Origin of the sequence: Sandarakinorhabdus sp. (genome assembly GCF_051860625.1) — a bacterium.
Taxonomy (GTDB): domain Bacteria; phylum Pseudomonadota; class Alphaproteobacteria; order Sphingomonadales; family Sphingomonadaceae; genus Sandarakinorhabdus.
The window spans coordinates 17,649-34,834 of the sequence record NZ_JBHYDQ010000010.1; the positions used below are offsets into that span (position 1 = coordinate 17,649).

Here is a 17,186-nt window from a genome sequence, read left to right on the forward strand (position 1 = left end):
AAATCCACGCATCATGCCGATAACGGCATGACACAGCCGGGGTTGCCGGCGCGCGGCGCTTGCCATCCATCATGGCATCAACTGCGGCGGTTTCCGAACCAGATCGGCGGCAAACGCTGCGCCCAGGGGGCTGCCTGTTCCAACTGGAACGCCAGATCGAGCAGCCGCGCATCATCGCCGCGCCGCCCGGCGAAATGCATGCCCAGCGGCAAGCCGTTGGTTGCCGTCATGATCGGCACGCTCATCGCGGCGGCACCGGTGAGGTTCTGCACTGGTGTGTAGGCGACCAGCCGCATCATGTCGGCCATCAAATCGGCCGGCGGACGCGTGGGCGACAGGAAACCGATCGGCACGGCATGGCGGCTGAGAATCGGCGTGAGCAGCAGGTCATGATCGCGGAACGAGGCGTTGTAGGCATCGCGATAGGCGGAGAGCCGGCCCATCAGCGCCTGCACATCGGCCTGCGCCAAGGCAGCGCCATTGCCGGCGAGATAGCGGGTGAGCGGCTCCAGCTTGGCGACGCCATCAGCGCCGAAGGCCTTCTGCACGTCCGCCACGGCCCCAGCCGCACCGAGCGACCACAAGGCCACGAAATCGCGCGAGAAATCGACCGGCGCGAACGGCCAGGGCGCATCTGTCACCGTGTGGCCCATGCTCTGCAACAGGCGGCGGGTGCGGTCGATGGCGGCAAGCACTTCGGCATCGGGCTGGGCATTGTCAGGCCCGGCAGTGATCACCGCGATACGGAATCGCTCCCCCGCCGGGCCATTCAACCGCGGCACCGGCGCGACCAGCCCGTCGGCGCCCTGGCTTTGCAGGGCGGCCATGGTCAGCGCGGCATCACGCACGCTGCGGGTTAGCACATGATCGACGGCGATATCGGCCGGATCATCGGCGCGCTTCTGCCCGGCCAGGCGGCCGCGGCTGGGCTTGAAGCCGAACAGCCCGCACAGCGCCGCCGGAATGCGGATCGAGCCGCCGCCATCATTGGCATGGGCAATCGGCACCACGCCGGCCGCCACCGCCGCCGCGCTGCCGCCCGACGATCCGCCGGTGGAATAGGCCGGGTTCCAGGGGTTTTTCACGGCACCGTGGGCCAAGGGCTCGGTGACGCACATCAGGCCGAATTCCGGGGTTGCCGTCTTGCCGATCGGCAGCGTGTTCATCTGGGCGAATGCATCGACAAAGGCTTCGTTGGCGGTGGCCGGCGGCGCGGCAGCAAAGGCGCGGCTGCCGTTGCGGGTGGGCCAGCCCTTGAAATCGTTCAGATCCTTGATGAAGGTCGGGATGACAGGTTGGCGTTCATCGGTGGGCAGGCTGGCGATGGCGCGCGGCCGGTCGATCAGCACGGCAAAGTTCAGTTGTGCCTGCGCGGCGTCGGCCCGGTCGAGCGCGGCCACCACCTCCTCCCGCGCGCTGGCCTGGCCGCTGCGGATGCGGGCGGCAAGGCCGATGGCGTCGGCAGGATCGGCCGCACTGGCCTGAGCGAGCGCCGGGGTGGCGGCCAATGCGACCCCACTTGCCGCCCCGGCCAGCAACGCGCGGCGGTTCAATGCGTTATCGATCATGCTGCGTGCCTCCCCAGGTGCAGTGCCAAGGTGGCACGGCCGGCGCAGGCGGGCAAGCTGTGGGCGTGGCCTTAGAGCGCTTCTCGACCAATTTGGATCACCGTCATGGCCCTGACGGGCGACCCCTGCGGGGCGGCGCGCCTTTGGCCCAGGGCAGCGTCGCTCGTCGGTTACGATGCAAAGCGCATCGCGCCCTCCTCACGCCTTGCCCTGAACCAAATACGCTGCCGTGCCGATGACCCAACTTGGTCGAAAAACGCTCTACCGCTTGAACACCTGTTTGCCCGCCAGCCAGGTCGCGGTCACCTTGATCTTCCACAGATCGCCTTCCGGCGCGGTGAACGGATCGGCTTCCAGCGTGATGAAATCGGCCCATTTGCCGGGCTCCAGCGTGCCGACCTTGTCTTCATTATGGCCGGCGCGCGCCGCCCACAGGGTGAAGCCGGCAAAGGCATCTTCGCGGCTCAGTTTCTCCCATGGGCGCCAGCCGCCAGCAGGCAGGCCATCGCGCGATTGCCGCGTCACGGCGGCGTGGATGCCGAACATCGGATCGGCCGGCTCGACCGGAAAATCGCTGCCCAGCGCCAGTTGCGCCCCGGATTTCTTGATCTGCTGCCAGGCGTAGGCGCCTTGCAGCCGGGCTTCGCCGACGCGGGCTTCGGCCATGCCCTTGTCGGAGGTGGCGTGGGTCGGCTGCATCGAGGCGATGATGTTCAGTTCGGCAAAGCGCTTGAGATCGGCCATGTCGACGATCTGGGCATGTTCATTGCGGTGCCGCAAGGCGACGCGCTCGGCTGCCGGCACGGCCGCAAACCCATCCATGGTCGATCGATTGGCCTGATCGCCGATGGCGTGGACATTGACCTGAAAGCCGTCGCGCGACGCTTGGGTAATGTAGGTTTTCAGCCGGGCCGCCGGGGTGATATCCAGCCCGCGGGTGTTCGGCATATCGGCATAAGGCGCGATCAGATAGGCGCCGCGGCTGCCGAGTGCACCATCGGACACCAGCTTCATCGCTTGCATCGCCAGCCGATCATCCCAGCCCCATTTGATCGGGCCGGTTGGCGCAATCGCCTTGCGGTTGTCCGGCCCGCCAGCCATCGCATAGATGCGCGCGGTCATCTTGCCGGCTTCGGCAAAGCGGACGTAACGATCCCAGGTGTCCTTATCCATGCCGGCATCATGCGCGCCGGTCAGGCCGACTTCGGCCATGGTTTCCAGGCTTTTTTCCAGCACCAGATCGAGCCGCGCGGCGTCATCTTTCGGAATGGCCTGGGTGATCAGCGCCATCGCCTTGTCCACGAACACGCCGGTGGGATTGCCCTTGGCATCGCGGATGATTTCGCCGCCGGCCGGGTCCTTGGTGTCGCGGGTGATGCCGGCGGCCGTCATGGCGGCGCTGTTGGCCCAGCCGGCATGGCCATCGACCCGGGCGAACCAGGCCGGGCGGTTGCCGGTGGCGGCATCCAGTTCGGCAGCGGTGGGGAAGCGGCCGATCAGCTTGCCATCGGCATACCAGCGTTCCTGGTTCCAGCCGCGGCCCATGATCCATCCGGCAGCAGGCGCGCCGGCCTTGATGCGGGCCAGGGCTTCGGGGATGGAGGCGGAGTCGCGCAGATCGACGACCAGTTTCAGCTCGCCCAGCCGCATGACATGGCCATGGGCATCGATCAGGCCCGGCCACAGCGTGGCGCCAGCCATGTCGATGCGGGTGCCGGCGGGCAGTGTCGCGGCGGCGGGCAGCGTGGCCTTCACCTTCCCGTCATCGCCGACCACCAGGGTCGCGAACCGATTGAGCGTGCCCTTGCCATCAAGCGTGTAGCCATTGGCGTTGGTATAAAGCGTATCGGCAAAAGCGGGCGCAGCAGCGGCGAGCAGCACGGCGAGAAGCAGTTTCTTCATTCTTGATCCCCAAATTCAAAGGGCCTTGGCCATGAACACCCAATGGGGATGCATCACGGCCGGCACCTCCACCTCCGGATAAAACGGAATCGGCGCAAAGCCCAGTCGTTCATAGAGCGTGATCGCCGTGGTGAGGGTGGGGGCGGTATCAAGGACCATGGTGCGATAGCCAAAGCGGCGCGCATCCCCGATCAGCCGCTCGGCCAGCACCCGGCCCAGCCCCTGCCCTTTCGCCGCGTCGCGGACATAGACGCGCTTCATTTCGCAGATACCATCCCGGACCCGCCGGATACCGCCCATGCCGATGGGCTGGCCGCTCCGTTCCAGAATGTAGAAGATGCTTTCCGGCGGCCCTGGCCCCAGCGTTTTCGGCAATTGCGCCGGCAGATAGGCGCGAATATCGCCGCCGGGGAAGATATCGCCCAGCGTGACTCCGAACCGGGCCGCCACGCCGGAAAACACGAAATCGAGATACTCGGCGTTGAGATCGATCAGCAGCGCGGCGTCATCGGGCAAGCGCGCGGGGCGGTAATGGATCACGTGATCAGCCGGCGCACCAGACTGCTGGTATCCTGCCGGGCGCCGCCCATCGCCTGCACGTCGCCATAAAATTGATCGACCATGGTGGCCATGGTCAAGGGCACGCCGAGTCGGCCGGCTTCTGCGATCGCCAGGCCGAGATCCTTGCGCATCCAGTCCACCGCGAAGCCGAAATCGAACTGGCCGCGGACCATGGTACGGGCGCGATTGTCCATCTGCCAGCTTTGCGCGGCGCCTTTGGAAATCACGTCAACCACTGCGTCCATGTCCAGCCCGGCCTTCAGGCCGAGCGCGAGGCCCTCGGACAGGCCCTGCAATATGCCGGCGATGCAAAGCTGGTTGACCATCTTGGTCAGTTGCCCGCTGCCGGGCGGGCCCATGTGGCCGACCCGCTGCGCATAGGCCGCCATCACCGGTTCGGCGGCGGCAAAAGCCGTGTCGGACCCGCCGACCATGATGGTCAACTTGCCATTTTCCGCGCCGGCCTGCCCGCCCGAAACCGGCGCATCCACCACCAACAGGCCGCGCGCTTCGCCTTCGTTGGCCAGGCGGCGGGCAATATCGGCCGACACCGTGGTGTGATCGATGAACAAGGCGCCGGGCCGCATGACGGCAAAGGCGCCGTTTGGCCCCAGCGTGACCGCCTCCAGATCAGCATCGGCGCCGACACAGGCGATCACCACATCCGCGCCCGCTGCCGCTTCTGCCGGCGTGGCCGCCGTCGCGCCGCCGTGTGCCGCCACCCAGGCAGCAGCCTTGTCGGCGGTGCGGTTATACACGGTGAGGTTGTGGCCGGCAGCCGCCAGATGGCGTGCCATTGGCGCGCCCATCACGCCCAAACCCAGATATGCGATTTTCAAGCCCATGGCGCCGGCCTTACCGGCGCAGCGCTGCCGGCGCAATCAGGAGGCGTTTGGAGAAGCTGGCAGGAACAACGCCACCACATCGCGCGCCAGTCGCGCGGGACGCATGGTGGCGACATCGATGCAGCACCAGGTGCTTTTCACCTCGGCAATCACCTGCTCACCACGCTTGAACATCGTTGTGAAAAACGCGCGGGCGCCCTGCACGCCTTCAGCAGCAACGCTGGCGACCACGTCATCTTCCAGAAACGCCGGCGCGCGGTAGCTGATGTTGTGATTCAGCGCGACCCACAGGTGATTGGCAACGGCCTCAGGCGGCGCGGTGTTCTGCCAATAGGCGACGACCGCATCCTGCACCCAGCGCAGATAGACGGCATTGTTGACATGGCCCATGTGATCGATGTCCGCAGGGTTCACGGCCACATCATGGCGGTACATGCAATCATACTCCGTTTCGCGAGAGTATCACGATGGTCATGGTCGGCGCGGGTGGTCAAGCCCGTTGCGGTGCAGCGCAGCACTGGCGCGCCCGATGCTGCGGCGCTATGCAGCGGCAATGAACGCGACCGCGCCCGCCCTGCAGGATAGCCTGCCGATCAGCCTTGATGACGTGACGGCGGCCGCGGCTGCCATTGCCGGCCAGGTGATCCGCACGCCGTGTCTGCGGTCCGAAACGCTGAGCCAGATGACCGGCGCCGATGTGTGGCTGAAGTTCGAAAATCTCCAGTTCACTGCGGCCTACAAGGAACGCGGTGCGCTCAATCGGCTGCTCTCGCTCAGCGCCGAGGAGCGCCAGCGCGGTGTGATCGCCGCCTCGGCCGGCAATCATGCCCAGGGCCTGGCCTATCATGCCCGCCGGCTTGGCATCCCGGCCACCATCGTGATGCCGCGCTTCACGCCGATCGTGAAGGTGCAGCAGACCGAAGGGCACCAGGCCAATGTCGTGTTGTTCGGCGAGAAATTTGATGATGCCAGCGCTCACGCGCTGGAACTGGCCGCCAAGAAGGGCCTGGTTTACGTCCACCCGTTTGACGATCCCAAGGTGATGGCGGGCCAGGGCACGGTTGGCCTGGAAATGCTGGAAGACGTGCCGGATCTGGACACGCTGGTGGTGCCGATCGGCGGCGGCGGGCTGATTTCCGGCATGGCGACCGTGGCCAAGGCGCAAGCGCGCGATATCAGCGTGGTCGGCGTGCAGGCCGAACTTTACCCATCCATGTATGCCGCGATGCGCGGACAGACGGCGACCTGCGATGGCGACACGCTGGCCGAAGGCATTGCCGTGCGTCAGCCCGGCCGGCTGACCCAACAGGTGGTGCGGGCGCTGGTTGATGACATCGTGCTGGTTGGCGAACGCGATCTGGAGCGGGCGGTTTCGCTGTTGCTCGGGATCGAGAAGACGGTGGTGGAAGGCGCTGGTGCCGCCGGGTTGGCGGCGCTGCTGGCGCATCCGCGGCGATTCAAGGGCCAGCGCGTCGGTCTGGTGCTGTGTGGCGGCAATATCGATACGCGGCTGCTGGCCAATGTGTTGCTGCGCGATCTGGCCCGCCACGGCCGGCTGGCGCGGCTGCGCATCCGCCTGAAGGACCGCGCCGGGCAATTGTTTGAAGTGGCCCGCATTTTCGATCAGCAGCAGGTGAACATCCTGGAGGTGTATCACCAGCGCGTGTTCACCAACCTGCCGGCCAAGGGGCTGATTGCGGAAATCGAATGCGAGACGCGCGACCGCGACCATCTTGATCGGCTGATGGAGGCGCTGCGCGGTGCCAGCTATGATGTGCGGATGATTGAAGCAGACTGAATTGCACGACTCGCCAGCCGCGCAACTGCGCGTTAGGTTGACCGTTAAGGCTGCTGGGCAGCAGCCGACAATTTGGCGGGGGCAGAAGGGCGAAAGGCGCCGGGCGTGACGGATCAGAGCTATCGCTTTCCGCGCTTTTTCGTGACGGCACCGTCACCTTGCCCCTATTTGCCCGGGCGCACCGAACGCAAGGTATTCGCCGAACTGAAGGGCGACGACGCCCAGGCCATGGCCGAAGCGCTGGGCCGCATCGGGTTCCGCCGCAGCCAGAATGTCGTGTACCGGCCGAGCTGCGACGGCTGCCAGGCCTGCGTGTCGGTGCGGGTGCCCACCGCGCGCTTCGTGCCCGGCCGCAGCCAGCGCAAATTGCTGGCGCGCCACGCCGATCTGGAAGTGCACGCCTGTGAGCCCTGGGCCACCGATGAACAATGGCAATTGCTGCGGCAATATCTGGCGGTGCGCCACCCCGGTGGCGGCATGGCGGCAATGGACGTGCATGATTTTGCCGACATGATCGAACAATCGCCGGTCGATACGGTGGTGGTGGAATATCGTGAGCCGGGTGAGGACGGCAAACTGGGGCGCCTGGTGGGCTGCTGCCTGACCGACAAGCAGTCGGACGGGCTGTCGATGATCTACAGCTTTTATGATCCGCAAAGCGCGGAGCGGCCGGGCATGGGCAATTTCATCATCCTCGACCATGTCGTGCGCGCCGCGCGGGCGGGCATGCCGCATGTCTATCTGGGATACTGGATCGAAGCCTGCGACCGCATGGCGTACAAGGCGAAATTCCGTCCGATCGAGGCGTTGATCGGTGGGCTCTGGCGGGATTTGTGAGACTGTTGTCAACTGGCGGTTGACACACAAGGCTCTGTCGCCTATCGATTGACACGTGGACATCGACAGCATCCGGCACAAGGCGTTGCGCCGGTTGGTGGAGACAGGCAATGCGAAAGGCGTGATCGAGCCTGAACGGGTCATCGACATGATCGCGTTCATCGCTGCCGCGTCGAAGCTGGCGGAATTGGCCACGCCGCCGAATTTCGGGTTTCATGCGCTGACCGGCGACCGCAAGGGCCGTTATGCGATGACCGTGACGCGAAATTGGCGAATGACGTTCACCGTGCTGGATGACAGCAGCATCGCCGAGCTTGATCTGGAGGATTATCACTGATGGCCGTCAAGATTCATCCGTCGATTCATGTCCACCCGGGCCCTTGGTTGAAGCGCCAGATCGTGGCCCCGCACGGCATCAATGTGAAAGATCTGGCCACGCATTTCGGCGTGTCACGCCAGAATCTCAGCAATGTCTTGAACGGCCATACAGCCGTGTCAGCCGATATGGCGATCCGGTTCGAAAAAGCCTTCGGCGTGATGGCCGACACGTTGCTGCGGATGCAGAGTGCCCATGATCTGGCGCAGGTGCGTGGCCGTGAAAGCGAGATCAAGGTTGCCGCCCTGGCAAAAGCAGCCTGATCGCGAGAGGGGTTTCAGATGCCCGCCCGCGCCAGCAGATCGGCGGTGGACGGATCAAAGCCCAGATCATCGCCGGCGAGCATGGCGTTGGCCATTTCCTTGCCCAGTTCCACGCCCCATTGATCGAACGGATTGATGCCGAGCAGCACGGCCACCACGAAAACGCGGTGTTCGTACAAGGCGATCAGCGCACCCAGCGTATGGGGATCAAGCCGATCGAGCAGCAGCGTGGACGACGGCCGGTTGCCGCTGAATGTCTTTGCCCGCGCCAGCGCCGGGTCATTGCCGGAAAGGGCCAGCGCCGCATCGAAGCTGCGGCCTTTCAACAGCGCGGCACCTTGGGCGAAACAATTGGCCAGCAATTGCTGGTGATGGGTGGCGGGCAGCTTGTGGCCGGGTTCGCGCACCGCCACGAATTCGACGGGGCCAATCACCGTGCCCTGGTGCAGCAATTGAAACACCGCATGCTGGGCATCGGTGCCGGTACCGCCCCAGGTAATCGGCGCGGTCGGGCCGGGAACGGGTTCGCCGGCGCGGGTCACGGATTTGCCGTTCGATTCCATCTCGAGCTGCTGCAGATAGCTGGGCAACAGGCGCAGCCGATCATCATAGCAGAACACCCCGCGCGTCGGCTGGCCCTGCACATGCGCCGCCCATACATCCGCCAGACCCGCCAGCACGGGCAGATTGGCGGCAAACGGCGCCTGGCAAAAATGTGCGTCCATCACGGCGGCCCCGGCGCGCAATTCGGCCAGGGCATCGGGACCGCAACGGATCGCCAGCGGCAAACCGACGGCCGACCATAGCGAATAGCGCCCGCCGACGCTCTCCGCGAACGGCAGCACGGTGCCGGCGCCCCAGGCCTCCGCGCGATCCGGCCGCGCGGTGATGGCGATGGTCTGGCTGCGCGCATCCAGCACGCCCGCCGCTGCCCACCAGGCCAGCGCGGTATCGGCATTGGTCATGGTTTCGGCGGTCGTGAAGGTTTTGGAGACGACCACCAGCCGCGTGCGCGCCGGATCACAGGCAGCCAGCGTGCGGGCCAAGGCTTCGCCATCGATATTGCTGACCACATGCACATTGGGGCCATCACCATCGCGGCCCAGCGCATCGAGCAGCAGCGCCGGGCCGAGCGATGAGCCGCCGATGCCGATGTGAATCACATCCGCCACATCACTGGCGCGCATGGCCCGGGCCAGCGCTGCCACCTGATCGGCCCCTGCCGCTGCTGCGGACACATCTTCGGGTCGGCCGCTGCCGCGCTCGGCCAGATGGGTCGCCGGCCTGGCTTCGGAGGGATTCACGATCGCGCCAGCCACCAGCCGTTCGCGCCAGCCGACCAGATCGGCCGCCACCGCCACGTCAAGCAGCCGATCCAGCATCGGCAGCGGCAGCGCGAGCCGCGACAGATCGGCGTGAATGCCGGCAACGTCGAGACTGAGGCGGGACAATCGGTCCGGCTCGGCCGCGAACAACTGAAGTATATCCACCGGGCGGGCGGCTGCGCACAGATCGGCAAGCTTGGACATGGCCCTGTGTTCCCTCGGGTTGGCAGCGAAGTCCAGCCCCAAAAGCCCATGGAGGTTGCAAGCTGATGACAGGTCAGGGTTGACCGCACCGCGCCTTGGCGTCACGGAAAATCGCTCATGGCCCGCAAAACCATCTCCGGTATCGATGTGGCGGCCGCGCTGGCCACCCGCCACGCGCGGCTGGACACCTGGGCGCGCGAGGTGCTGGGCCATGCATTTGCCGATCTGGCGCTGCTCGATCGCGCCCTCACCCACGGCAGCGCCAGCCGGGCGACCGCTGGCAGCTATCAACGGCTGGAATTTCTGGGCGACCGGGTGCTGGGCTGCGTGGTCGCCAGCCTGCTTTATGGCCGGCACGACGAACCCGAAGGCCGGCTGACGGCGCGCCTGCACGCCATGGTGGAAGGTCCGGCCAATGCCCGGGTCGCGCGCGGCTGGAATGCCGGGCCATTGATCGCCATGGAGCCGGTCAGCCGCGGCAAGGGCCTGGCCGACAACGATAATGTGCTGGGCGACGTGGCCGAGGCCATTGTGGCCGCGGTGTTCATCGACGGCGGCTGGACGGCCGCGCAAGCGCTGGTCACGCGCCATTGGGGGCCGCTGATGGCGGCGGATCAACCGTTCCTGAACGATCCCAAGAGCAGCCTGCAGCAATGGGCGCTCAAGCGCCGGCTGGGCATGCCGGAATATCTGGTGATCAGCCGCGATGGGCCGGATCATGCGCCGATGTTCACCGTTGAAGCCACAGTGCGTGGGCTCCCCGCCACCACCGGCAGCGGCCGTTCCCGCCAGGAGGCCGAAAAGGCCGCCGCCACTGCTTTGCTTGCGAGACTGGAATCATGACGGAAACAAATTGCGGCACGGTCGCGGTGGTTGGTGCCCCCAACGCCGGCAAATCCACGCTGGTCAACGCCATGGTCGGCCAGAAGGTCGCCATCGTGTCGGCCAAGGTGCAGACGACGCGCCAGCGGCTGATGGGCATTGCCGTCGATGGCACGGTGCAGTTGCTGCTGATCGACACGCCGGGCATTTTCCAGCCGCGCCGGCGCCTCGATCGCGCGATGGTGAAGGCGGCCTGGGATGGCGCTGCCGACGCCGATGTGATTGCGCTGGTGGTCGATGCCAAGACCGGCCTGCGCGGCGAAGTGCCGGACATCATCGCGGCGCTGGCCAAGCGGCGCGAGCCGAAATATCTGGTGATCAACAAGGTCGACATCAGCGTGAAGGAAAAGCTGCTGGTGCTGGCACAGGCGGCCAATGCGCTGCTGCCGTTCGACGAGATTTTCTTCGTGTCGGCGAGCACGGGCGATGGTGTGCCGGAGCTGAAAACCGCGCTGGCCGGGCGCCTGCCGCCGGGGCCGTGGCATTATCCTGAAGACCAGTTGAGTGATGCCACCACCCGCCTGATGGCCAGCGAGTTGACGCGCGAGCAATTATACCAGCAATTGCATGCCGAACTGCCCTATGCCGCCACCATCGAGACCGAAAAATGGGAAGAGCGCCGCGACGGCAGCATCGCCATCCACCAGCAGATCGTGGTGGAGCGGGACAGCCAGAAAGCCATCGTGCTGGGCAAGGGCGGCGCGCGCATCAAGGAGATCGGCGCCACATCACGGGCGGCGATCAGCGAGCTGACCGGCAAGCCGGTGCATCTGTTCCTGCACGTGAAGGTGCGCCCCGATTGGGGCGATGATCGCAGCCTGTACAACTCGGTCGGGCTGGATTTCGTCGATTAAGCGGCAACCAAACGGCGGCGACGCAGGCTGGCGCCGACCAAGCCGAAACCGGCGATCAGCATGGCCCACGATGCGGGCTCGGGAATCGGATCGCCACCGGGGTCGATGCCATCCGGAATGGATCCGATACCCGTGGCAGAGTCGCCTTTGAAACCGCCGCCATCGATCGACTGATAACGAATGACAAACCGGCTGAGCACCAATTGCGCTTTCGACTGGGTGAAGGTCAGCGAAAAGGCCTGGCTGGTCGTCGGGAAATTATTGGGATTGCCCATGTTGAGGCCGCCGCCGCCGCCGCCCGCGCAGTTGTTGCCTGCGGTGAAGCAAACCTGGGTGTTCGGGGTGAGTTGCGGGACGTTCAGGCCGCCGCCATTGTTGAACACGCCATTGTCGAACATGCCGGCGCTGGTGCCAACCCCGTTGTTGGCAATGGTGCCATCAGTGCTGAAGCCGAAGCCGCTGATTCGCGTACTGGTCAGCGGGGCGATCGATGTGTTCGTCACGGTCGCCGTGAAATTCCAGGTCCGGTTGTTGTTGGTGACACTGTTCAAGACAAACAAGATGCTGCCGCCGAGGGCAGCAATCTCATTGCCTTCGATGTAGCCGTTGTAATCACGCGTGAACTGGGTAGCTGGCTGGCCAGCCAGGCTGGCATCCAAGGTCACGGCATTCATGGGGATGGTGATCGTGGCGCGCACCGGGGCTATGGCAAGCAGTGTAGCTGCACCAAACCCAACGATGAAAAGCAGACCCCTGCCCATGACGATTAACACCCCGTTTACTGTAACTATCCACTTGCCTGACTCGGGTAATTACCGCAAGCTAAATCGACCGTTAACCTTTATGAACCTTAGATTTTTTGGCCAATAGGCTATTCCGGCACATATGGACCGCATTGAACCTGCCATCGTCATCGCGCTGGCCGCCCACGGCGAACATGGCGCGGTCGGGCGGTTCCTGTCGGCTGATCAAGGGCTTGTGGCGGCCTATGTGCGCGGCGGGCGCGGGCGGCGGCTGCGCGGCGTGCTGGCGCTGGGCAACCAGGTGGCGCTGGACATCACCGCCCGCGCGCCAGGGCAACTGGCCTTTGCCAGCGTATATCCACTCAGCACCAACATGGCGATGATGCACGGCGCGGCGGCGCTGGCGCTGGTTGATTATGTGGCGTTGCTGGCGGCGTCCACGCTGCCCGAAGGCGAAGCCCAGCCCGGCCTGTATCCGCTGTTTGCTGCGCTGTTTGCCGCCGCCGGGGCCGGGGCCGATGCGCTGGCCAGCGGCGCGGCGCTGGTGCGGTTGGAGCTGGCGTTGCTGGCCGGGCTGGGGTTGGGGCTTGATCTGTCAAGCTGTGCCGCCACCGGCAGCACCGAAGATCTGGCCTTTGTATCGCCGAAATCGCGTCAGGCAGTCAGTCGTGCTGCCGGCGAACCCTGGGCTGCACGCTTGCTGCCCTTGCCTCTGTTCCTGCGCGATGGCGGCGTGGCCACGCCCGATCAACTGGCCGATGGCCTGAAACTCTCCGGTCATTTCCTGTCGCGTGAACTGCTCGCCAGCCACCCGGCGCAGGTGCGGCTGCAGGCGGCGCGGCAGCGGCTGGCGGGGCTGCTGATCGGCTGACCCGCTTGCGGTGCCGACGGCCGGGGGCTAACGCAGGGCCATGGCCTCTCTGCCCCCCGAAACTGACTATCCCGCTGAACCCGGCATCCTCAACACCCAGTTCGATGTCGCGCTTGGTGATCGTTATCTGGTCTATGCCCTGTCCACGATCACCGCGCGATCGCTGCCCGATCTGCGCGATGGGCTGAAACCCGTGCACCGGCGCCTGTTGTGGGCGATGCGGCTGCTGCGGCTGAATCCCGATCAGGGTTACAAGAAATGCGCCCGCGTGGTCGGCGATGTCATCGGCAAATATCACCCGCACGGCGATGCATCGGTTTATGATGCGATGGTGCGGCTGGCGCAGGATTTCGCGCTGCGCGTACCGCTGGTCGATGGCCAGGGCAATTTCGGCAATATCGACGGCGATAACGCCGCGGCCATGCGTTATACGGAGGCGCGGCTGACCGACGCCGCCGTGCGCCTGATGGACGGGCTGGACGAAGAGGCGGTGCCGTTCCGCGCGACCTATAATGGCGAGGAGGAAGAGCCGGAATTGTTCCCCGGCCTGTTCCCCAACCTGCTGATCAACGGCGCGGCCGGCATCGCGGTCGGCATGGCGACCAGCATCCCGCCGCACAATCCGCCCGAAGTGATCGATGCGGCGCTGGCGCTGCTGCAGGCGCCCGACACGGCCGAAGCGGACCTGATGCAATTCGTCACCGGCCCGGATTTCCCCACCGGCGGCGTGCTGGTGGAGCCGGCGGCCAGCATTGCCGAATCCTATCGCACCGGGCGCGGCAGTTTCCGCTTGCGCGCGCGCTGGGCCATCGAGGATCAGGGCCGCGGCACCTGGACCATCGTGGTCAGCGAAATCCCCTACCAGGTGCTGAAAGGCAAGTTGATCGAGCAGCTTGCCGAGCTGATCACCGAGAAGAAGCTGCCGATCCTGGCCGATGTCGCCGATGAAAGCGACGAGCAGTTGCGCATCGTGCTGACGCCGCGATCGCGCAATGTCGATGCCGATGTGCTGATGGACACGTTGTTCAAGCTCACCGACCTCGAAGTGCGCGTACCGCTGAACATGAACGTGCTGGATCATGGCAAGCCGGGCGTGCTGGGCTTGCGCGCCGTGCTGGAAAAATGGCTGGTGCACCAGCGCGAGGTGCTGCTGGCGCGGTCGCGCTATCGGCTGGGCCGCATCGATGCGCGGCTGGAAGTGCTCGGCGGCCTGCTGAAGGCCTATCTCAATCTGGATGAAGTGATCCGCATCATCCGCGAAGCCGACGACGCGCGCGCCGAATTGATGGCGACGTTCGAACTGACGCACGTGCAGGCCGAAGCCATTCTCAACATGCGGCTGCGCAGTTTGCGCAAGCTGGAAGAGATCGAGATCACGCGCGAAAACCAGGCGTTGACCGCCGAAGCCAGCGAACTGCGTGCGCTGATCGATAGCCCGGCTGCGCAAACGGCGCGGCTGGATGCCGACCTCAGGGCGCTGCGCACCGCCTATGGACCCACCACCCTGCTCGGCCGGCGCCGCACCACCATCGGCGAAGCGCCGCAGGTCAGGCATGTGCCCATCGAGGCGATGATCGACAAGGAGCCGCTGACCATCATCTGTTCGGCGATGGGCTGGCTGCGCGCAATGAAGGGCCATCTCGATCTGGCAAGTGCCGAAGCGATCAAGTTCAAGGAAGGCGACGGCCCGGCCTTTGCCTTTCACGCCCACACCACGGATCGGCTGATCCTGGCGACCAGCGACGGGCGTTTCTATACGCTGGCGCCCGATCGCCTGCCCGGCGGGCGCGGTTTTGGCGAGCCGGTGCGGCTGATGATCGATCTGGCCGAAGGCGCCAGCATCCTGGCCTTGTTCACCCATGTGCCCGATCAGCGCCTGCTGCTGGCCGCCAGCGATGGCCGCGGCTTCCAGATCGAAGCCAATGAGGTGCTGGCCGAAACCCGCAAGGGCCGCCAGGTGATGTCACCCCGCGCCGGCGCCGTGCTGCAGGTGGTGCGCTGGATCGGCCGCCAAGATGATGCGGTGGCGGTGATCGGCGAGAATCGCAAGCTGCTGGTATTCCCGTTGGAGGAACTGCCGCAGCTGCGCCAGGGCCAAGGCGTCGCGCTGCAGAAATACAAGGATGGCGGGCTGGCCGATGTGCGGACATTCGTGATGGCCGAGGGGTTGAGCTGGCCGATGGGCGGTGCCTCCGGGCGCACCCGCACCGAAGCGGACTTGAGCTTCTGGAAGGGCGCGCGCGCCAGCGCCGGGCGGCTGCCGCCCACCGGCTTCCCGCGCGACAACAAGTTCACCACCTGAAGCCTCGCCAGCCGGCGCCGCGAGGGGTAAGGAACAGCCATGATCGGTATCATCCTCATCGGCGTGCTCAACGTCGCCATGTTCATGTGGTTCGGCTATCTGTTCAGCAAGGATCCCTCGAACGTGTTCAAACGGCGGAACCACCGCCGCGAAGACAGCAACACGCCGCCCCCGCAGGAATGACGCCATGGTCGTGATTGCCCTTGTCTTGCTGTCGCTTGGCGTCGCCGTGTTCATCATGCTGACCGACACGCGCAAGAACGACAATTTTGCCCAGTTGGACAAGGCCGCCACGCCACCACCGCCCGACGAGCCGAAGGTCTGAGGCCCGGCCGTGGACGTCTGGTTGCTCATCGGTCTTGCGCTGATGGTCACCATTCTCGCGCAAGCCTTGCTTCCAAAGCCCCACACGCCGCCGCAAGCCCGACCGGATAACTGGGAAACAGATAGCGGCTCCGGCAGCAACGGCGGAGGCTGGCGCTGATCCTGTTCTGCCTGGTGCTGGGCGTTGTGCTCGGCTTGCTGGGATTGGCCCGACTGGGCCGACAGAAGCCGTCTGCAACCCCCGACCGGCCGCCGCGACAGGCGCCACCCGACGCGGCCATCGATCCCTGGCTTGATCCGATGATCGAGCCCTGGGCCGATGAACCGCCAGCCCGCAAACGGCCACGCAAGGACTGAAGCTGGATCAACGATCCTGCTTGCGTACGGCCAAATCTGCGATATAAATATGATATCGTATTTACGGGGGAATCGTGATGACACCGGAACCACTGCGCCAACCCAGCCGCGAACGGGCCGGTGCGGGCGCCAACGGCTTGCTGATGCTGCTGGTCGCGCTGATGCTGTTGTTGGCCGCTGCGTCGGCGTTGATCGGCGGCCTGCGCGACGACAGCCCCACGCTGTCGCTGACCGGTGTCGGTCTGACGGTGCTGCTGGTGTTCCTGCTGACCGGTTTCTATAGCCTGCAGCCCAACGAAGCCGCCGCCATCACCCTGTTTGGCGATTATCAGGGCAGCGATCGCATCAACGGCCTGCGCTGGACCTGGCCATGGATGGGCAAGAAAAAGATTTCCCTGCGCGCCAACAACCTGATTTCACAGCAGATCAAGGTGAATGACCAGCGCGGCAACCCGATCGAGATCGCCGCGCAACTGGTGTGGCGCGTCACCGATTCGGCGCAGGCGCTGTTCGATGTCGATGATTATCGCGGTTTCGTCACCGCGCAGGTCGAGGTGGCGGTGCGCACCATCGGCGCGCGCTATCCCTATGATGATTTCGAGCACAAGGAGGTCACGCTGCGCGGCGACCATGAACGTGTGTCGGGCGAGCTGCGCACCGAGCTGATCAATCGGCTGAGCGTTGCCGGCATCACGGTCGATGAATGCGGCTTCACCCATCTTGCCTATGCGCCGGAAATTGCCGGCGCGATGCTGCGCCGCCAGCAGGCCGCGGCTGTGGTTGCAGCCCGTGAAACATTGGTGGCCGGCGCGGTCGGCATGGTCGAAATGGCGCTGGCCCAATTGAACGAACGCCAGGTCGTCGAGCTGGACGAAGAGCGCAAGGCCGCCATGGTTTCCAACCTGCTGGTCGTGCTGTGCGGGGAGCGCGAGACGCAACCGGTCGTCAACGCCGGCGGCCTTTATCAGTGACGTCGTGACGGCACGAAAGGCCTTTGCGCTGCGGCTGGACCCGGCGCTGTACGCTGCTCTCGAACGTGCTGCTGCTGGCGACCTGCGCAGCCTGAACGGCCAGATCGAGGTGCTGCTCCGTGAGGCGCTGGCCCGGCGGGGCGTGAAAGTGGCCATCACGCCGGCACCGAAGCGAGGGCGGCCCCCGGCCGAAGAATAGATCG

19 protein-coding genes are annotated in these 17,186 nt (G+C 65.4%); 12 read left to right on the forward strand and 7 right to left on the reverse strand.

All coding sequences use genetic code 11. The annotated features are described in order from the left end of the window. Nucleotides 1–77: 77 nt before the first annotated feature. From ACTIEZ_RS10450 to ACTIEZ_RS10470, 5 genes are all read right to left on the reverse strand, one after another. The gene (locus tag ACTIEZ_RS10450; protein WP_439546616.1) at nt 78–1,568 is read right to left on the reverse strand and encodes an amidase family protein; all 1,491 of its coding nucleotides are present in this window, start codon (nt 1,566–1,568) and stop codon (nt 78–80) included. 261 nt (nt 1,569–1,829) lie between these two features. Then, nucleotides 1,830–3,470: an amidohydrolase gene (locus ACTIEZ_RS10455; RefSeq protein ID WP_439546617.1), complete on the reverse strand. Its 1,641-nt coding sequence runs from the start codon at nt 3,468–3,470 to the stop codon at nt 1,830–1,832. 15 nt (nt 3,471–3,485) lie between these two features. After that, nucleotides 3,486–4,010, reverse strand: a complete 525-nt coding sequence (locus ACTIEZ_RS10460; protein ID WP_439546618.1) for a GNAT family N-acetyltransferase — start codon at nt 4,008–4,010, stop codon at nt 3,486–3,488. Then, nucleotides 4,007–4,876 carry an NAD(P)-dependent oxidoreductase gene (locus ACTIEZ_RS10465; RefSeq protein WP_439546619.1) on the reverse strand — a complete coding sequence of 290 codons (870 nt, stop codon included), beginning with the start codon at nt 4,874–4,876 and terminating at the stop codon, nt 4,007–4,009. Before ACTIEZ_RS10465 ends, ACTIEZ_RS10460 begins: the two co-directional genes overlap by 4 nt. 36 nt (nt 4,877–4,912) lie before the next feature. Then, nucleotides 4,913–5,311: an acyl-CoA thioesterase gene (locus ACTIEZ_RS10470; protein WP_439546620.1), complete on the reverse strand. Its 399-nt coding sequence runs from the start codon at nt 5,309–5,311 to the stop codon at nt 4,913–4,915. 118 nt (nt 5,312–5,429) lie between these two features. On the opposite strand from ACTIEZ_RS10470, the gene ACTIEZ_RS10475 reads away from it, so the two are divergent. The 4 genes from ACTIEZ_RS10475 to ACTIEZ_RS10490 all read left to right on the forward strand — a co-directional run bounded on the left by ACTIEZ_RS10475 (nt 5,430) and on the right by ACTIEZ_RS10490 (nt 8,150). After that, on the forward strand, nt 5,430–6,674 hold the full coding sequence (locus tag ACTIEZ_RS10475) for a threonine ammonia-lyase (RefSeq protein WP_439546621.1): 1,245 nt from the start codon (nt 5,430–5,432) through the stop codon (nt 6,672–6,674). 105 nt (nt 6,675–6,779) lie between these two features. Beyond that, on the forward strand, nt 6,780–7,511 hold the full coding sequence (locus ACTIEZ_RS10480; RefSeq protein ID WP_439546622.1) for an arginyltransferase: 732 nt from the start codon (nt 6,780–6,782) through the stop codon (nt 7,509–7,511). 55 nt (nt 7,512–7,566) lie between these two features. Further along, nucleotides 7,567–7,848, forward strand: a complete 282-nt coding sequence (locus tag ACTIEZ_RS10485; protein ID WP_439546623.1) for a type II toxin-antitoxin system RelE/ParE family toxin — start codon at nt 7,567–7,569, stop codon at nt 7,846–7,848. Beyond that, nucleotides 7,848–8,150 carry a HigA family addiction module antitoxin gene (locus ACTIEZ_RS10490; protein WP_439546624.1) on the forward strand — a complete coding sequence of 101 codons (303 nt, stop codon included), beginning with the start codon at nt 7,848–7,850 and terminating at the stop codon, nt 8,148–8,150. The genes ACTIEZ_RS10485 and ACTIEZ_RS10490 overlap by 1 nt, the downstream gene beginning before the upstream one ends. Before the next feature lie 14 nt (nt 8,151–8,164). On the opposite strand, the gene pgi is transcribed toward ACTIEZ_RS10490, so the two are convergent. Then, nucleotides 8,165–9,721 (reverse strand): glucose-6-phosphate isomerase, encoded by a 1,557-nt coding sequence (gene pgi / locus ACTIEZ_RS10495; RefSeq protein ID WP_439546625.1) that lies wholly within the window; start codon nt 9,719–9,721, stop codon nt 8,165–8,167. Between the two features lie 75 nt (nt 9,722–9,796). Between pgi and rnc the strand changes: the two genes are divergently transcribed. Together rnc and era are read left to right on the forward strand one after the other, a co-directional pair. Next, the gene (gene rnc, locus ACTIEZ_RS10500; protein WP_439546626.1) at nt 9,797–10,522 is read left to right on the forward strand and encodes a ribonuclease III; all 726 of its coding nucleotides are present in this window, start codon (nt 9,797–9,799) and stop codon (nt 10,520–10,522) included. Then, nucleotides 10,519–11,415: a GTPase Era gene (era, locus tag ACTIEZ_RS10505; protein ID WP_439546627.1), complete on the forward strand. Its 897-nt coding sequence runs from the start codon at nt 10,519–10,521 to the stop codon at nt 11,413–11,415. The genes rnc and era overlap by 4 nt, the downstream gene beginning before the upstream one ends. On the opposite strand, the gene ACTIEZ_RS10510 is transcribed toward era, so the two are convergent. Continuing rightward, nucleotides 11,412–12,089 (reverse strand): cistern family PEP-CTERM protein, encoded by a 678-nt coding sequence (locus tag ACTIEZ_RS10510; protein ID WP_439546628.1) that lies wholly within the window; start codon nt 12,087–12,089, stop codon nt 11,412–11,414. The two genes, era and ACTIEZ_RS10510, sit on opposite strands and share 4 nt — an antisense overlap. Before the next feature lie 211 nt (nt 12,090–12,300). Here ACTIEZ_RS10510 and recO point away from each other — a divergent pair, with 211 nt between their 5' ends. The 6 genes from recO (at nt 12,301) to ACTIEZ_RS10540 (ending at nt 17,182) form a co-directional block, all read left to right on the forward strand. Then, nucleotides 12,301–13,029, forward strand: coding sequence for a DNA repair protein RecO (gene recO, locus ACTIEZ_RS10515; protein ID WP_439546629.1), 729 nt, complete (start codon nt 12,301–12,303; stop codon nt 13,027–13,029). A 40-nt stretch (nt 13,030–13,069) separates the two neighbouring features. Continuing rightward, nucleotides 13,070–15,331 carry a DNA topoisomerase IV subunit A gene (parC, locus tag ACTIEZ_RS10520; RefSeq protein WP_439546630.1) on the forward strand — a complete coding sequence of 754 codons (2,262 nt, stop codon included), beginning with the start codon at nt 13,070–13,072 and terminating at the stop codon, nt 15,329–15,331. A gap of 39 nt (nt 15,332–15,370) precedes the next feature. After that, nucleotides 15,371–15,514: a hypothetical protein gene (locus tag ACTIEZ_RS10525; RefSeq protein WP_439546631.1), complete on the forward strand. Its 144-nt coding sequence runs from the start codon at nt 15,371–15,373 to the stop codon at nt 15,512–15,514. Between the two features lie 4 nt (nt 15,515–15,518). Next, nucleotides 15,519–15,656 (forward strand): hypothetical protein, encoded by a 138-nt coding sequence (locus ACTIEZ_RS10530; RefSeq protein WP_439546632.1) that lies wholly within the window; start codon nt 15,519–15,521, stop codon nt 15,654–15,656. A 433-nt stretch (nt 15,657–16,089) separates the two neighbouring features. After that, nucleotides 16,090–16,983, forward strand: a complete 894-nt coding sequence (locus ACTIEZ_RS10535; RefSeq protein ID WP_439546633.1) for an SPFH domain-containing protein — start codon at nt 16,090–16,092, stop codon at nt 16,981–16,983. A gap of 4 nt (nt 16,984–16,987) precedes the next feature. Then, a complete protein-coding gene (locus ACTIEZ_RS10540) occupies nt 16,988–17,182 on the forward strand; it encodes a toxin-antitoxin system HicB family antitoxin (RefSeq protein ID WP_439546634.1) in 195 nt (64 codons plus the stop codon). The last annotated feature ends 4 nt before the right edge of the window (nt 17,183–17,186 follow it).

Coding starts and splice junctions, on each gene's coding strand:
- ACTIEZ_RS10470 (WP_439546620.1), bottom strand. CDS start 5,311: ATGTACCGCCATGATGTGGCCGTGAACCCTGCGGACATCGATCACATG.
- ACTIEZ_RS10490 (WP_439546624.1), top strand. CDS start 7,848: ATGGCCGTCAAGATTCATCCGTCGATTCATGTCCACCCGGGCCCTTGG.
- rnc (WP_439546626.1), top strand. CDS start 9,797: ATGGCCCGCAAAACCATCTCCGGTATCGATGTGGCGGCCGCGCTGGCC.
- ACTIEZ_RS10530 (WP_439546632.1), top strand. CDS start 15,519: ATGGTCGTGATTGCCCTTGTCTTGCTGTCGCTTGGCGTCGCCGTGTTC.
- recO (WP_439546629.1), top strand. CDS start 12,301: ATGGACCGCATTGAACCTGCCATCGTCATCGCGCTGGCCGCCCACGGC.
- parC (WP_439546630.1), top strand. CDS start 13,070: ATGGCCTCTCTGCCCCCCGAAACTGACTATCCCGCTGAACCCGGCATC.
- ACTIEZ_RS10510 (WP_439546628.1), bottom strand. CDS start 12,089: ATGAATGCCGTGACCTTGGATGCCAGCCTGGCTGGCCAGCCAGCTACC.
- ACTIEZ_RS10535 (WP_439546633.1), top strand. CDS start 16,090: ATGACACCGGAACCACTGCGCCAACCCAGCCGCGAACGGGCCGGTGCG.
- era (WP_439546627.1), top strand. CDS start 10,519: ATGACGGAAACAAATTGCGGCACGGTCGCGGTGGTTGGTGCCCCCAAC.
- ACTIEZ_RS10465 (WP_439546619.1), bottom strand. CDS start 4,876: ATGGGCTTGAAAATCGCATATCTGGGTTTGGGCGTGATGGGCGCGCCA.
- ACTIEZ_RS10475 (WP_439546621.1), top strand. CDS start 5,430: ATGAACGCGACCGCGCCCGCCCTGCAGGATAGCCTGCCGATCAGCCTT.
- ACTIEZ_RS10525 (WP_439546631.1), top strand. CDS start 15,371: ATGATCGGTATCATCCTCATCGGCGTGCTCAACGTCGCCATGTTCATG.
- ACTIEZ_RS10450 (WP_439546616.1), bottom strand. CDS start 1,568: ATGATCGATAACGCATTGAACCGCCGCGCGTTGCTGGCCGGGGCGGCA.
- ACTIEZ_RS10455 (WP_439546617.1), bottom strand. CDS start 3,470: ATGAAGAAACTGCTTCTCGCCGTGCTGCTCGCCGCTGCTGCGCCCGCT.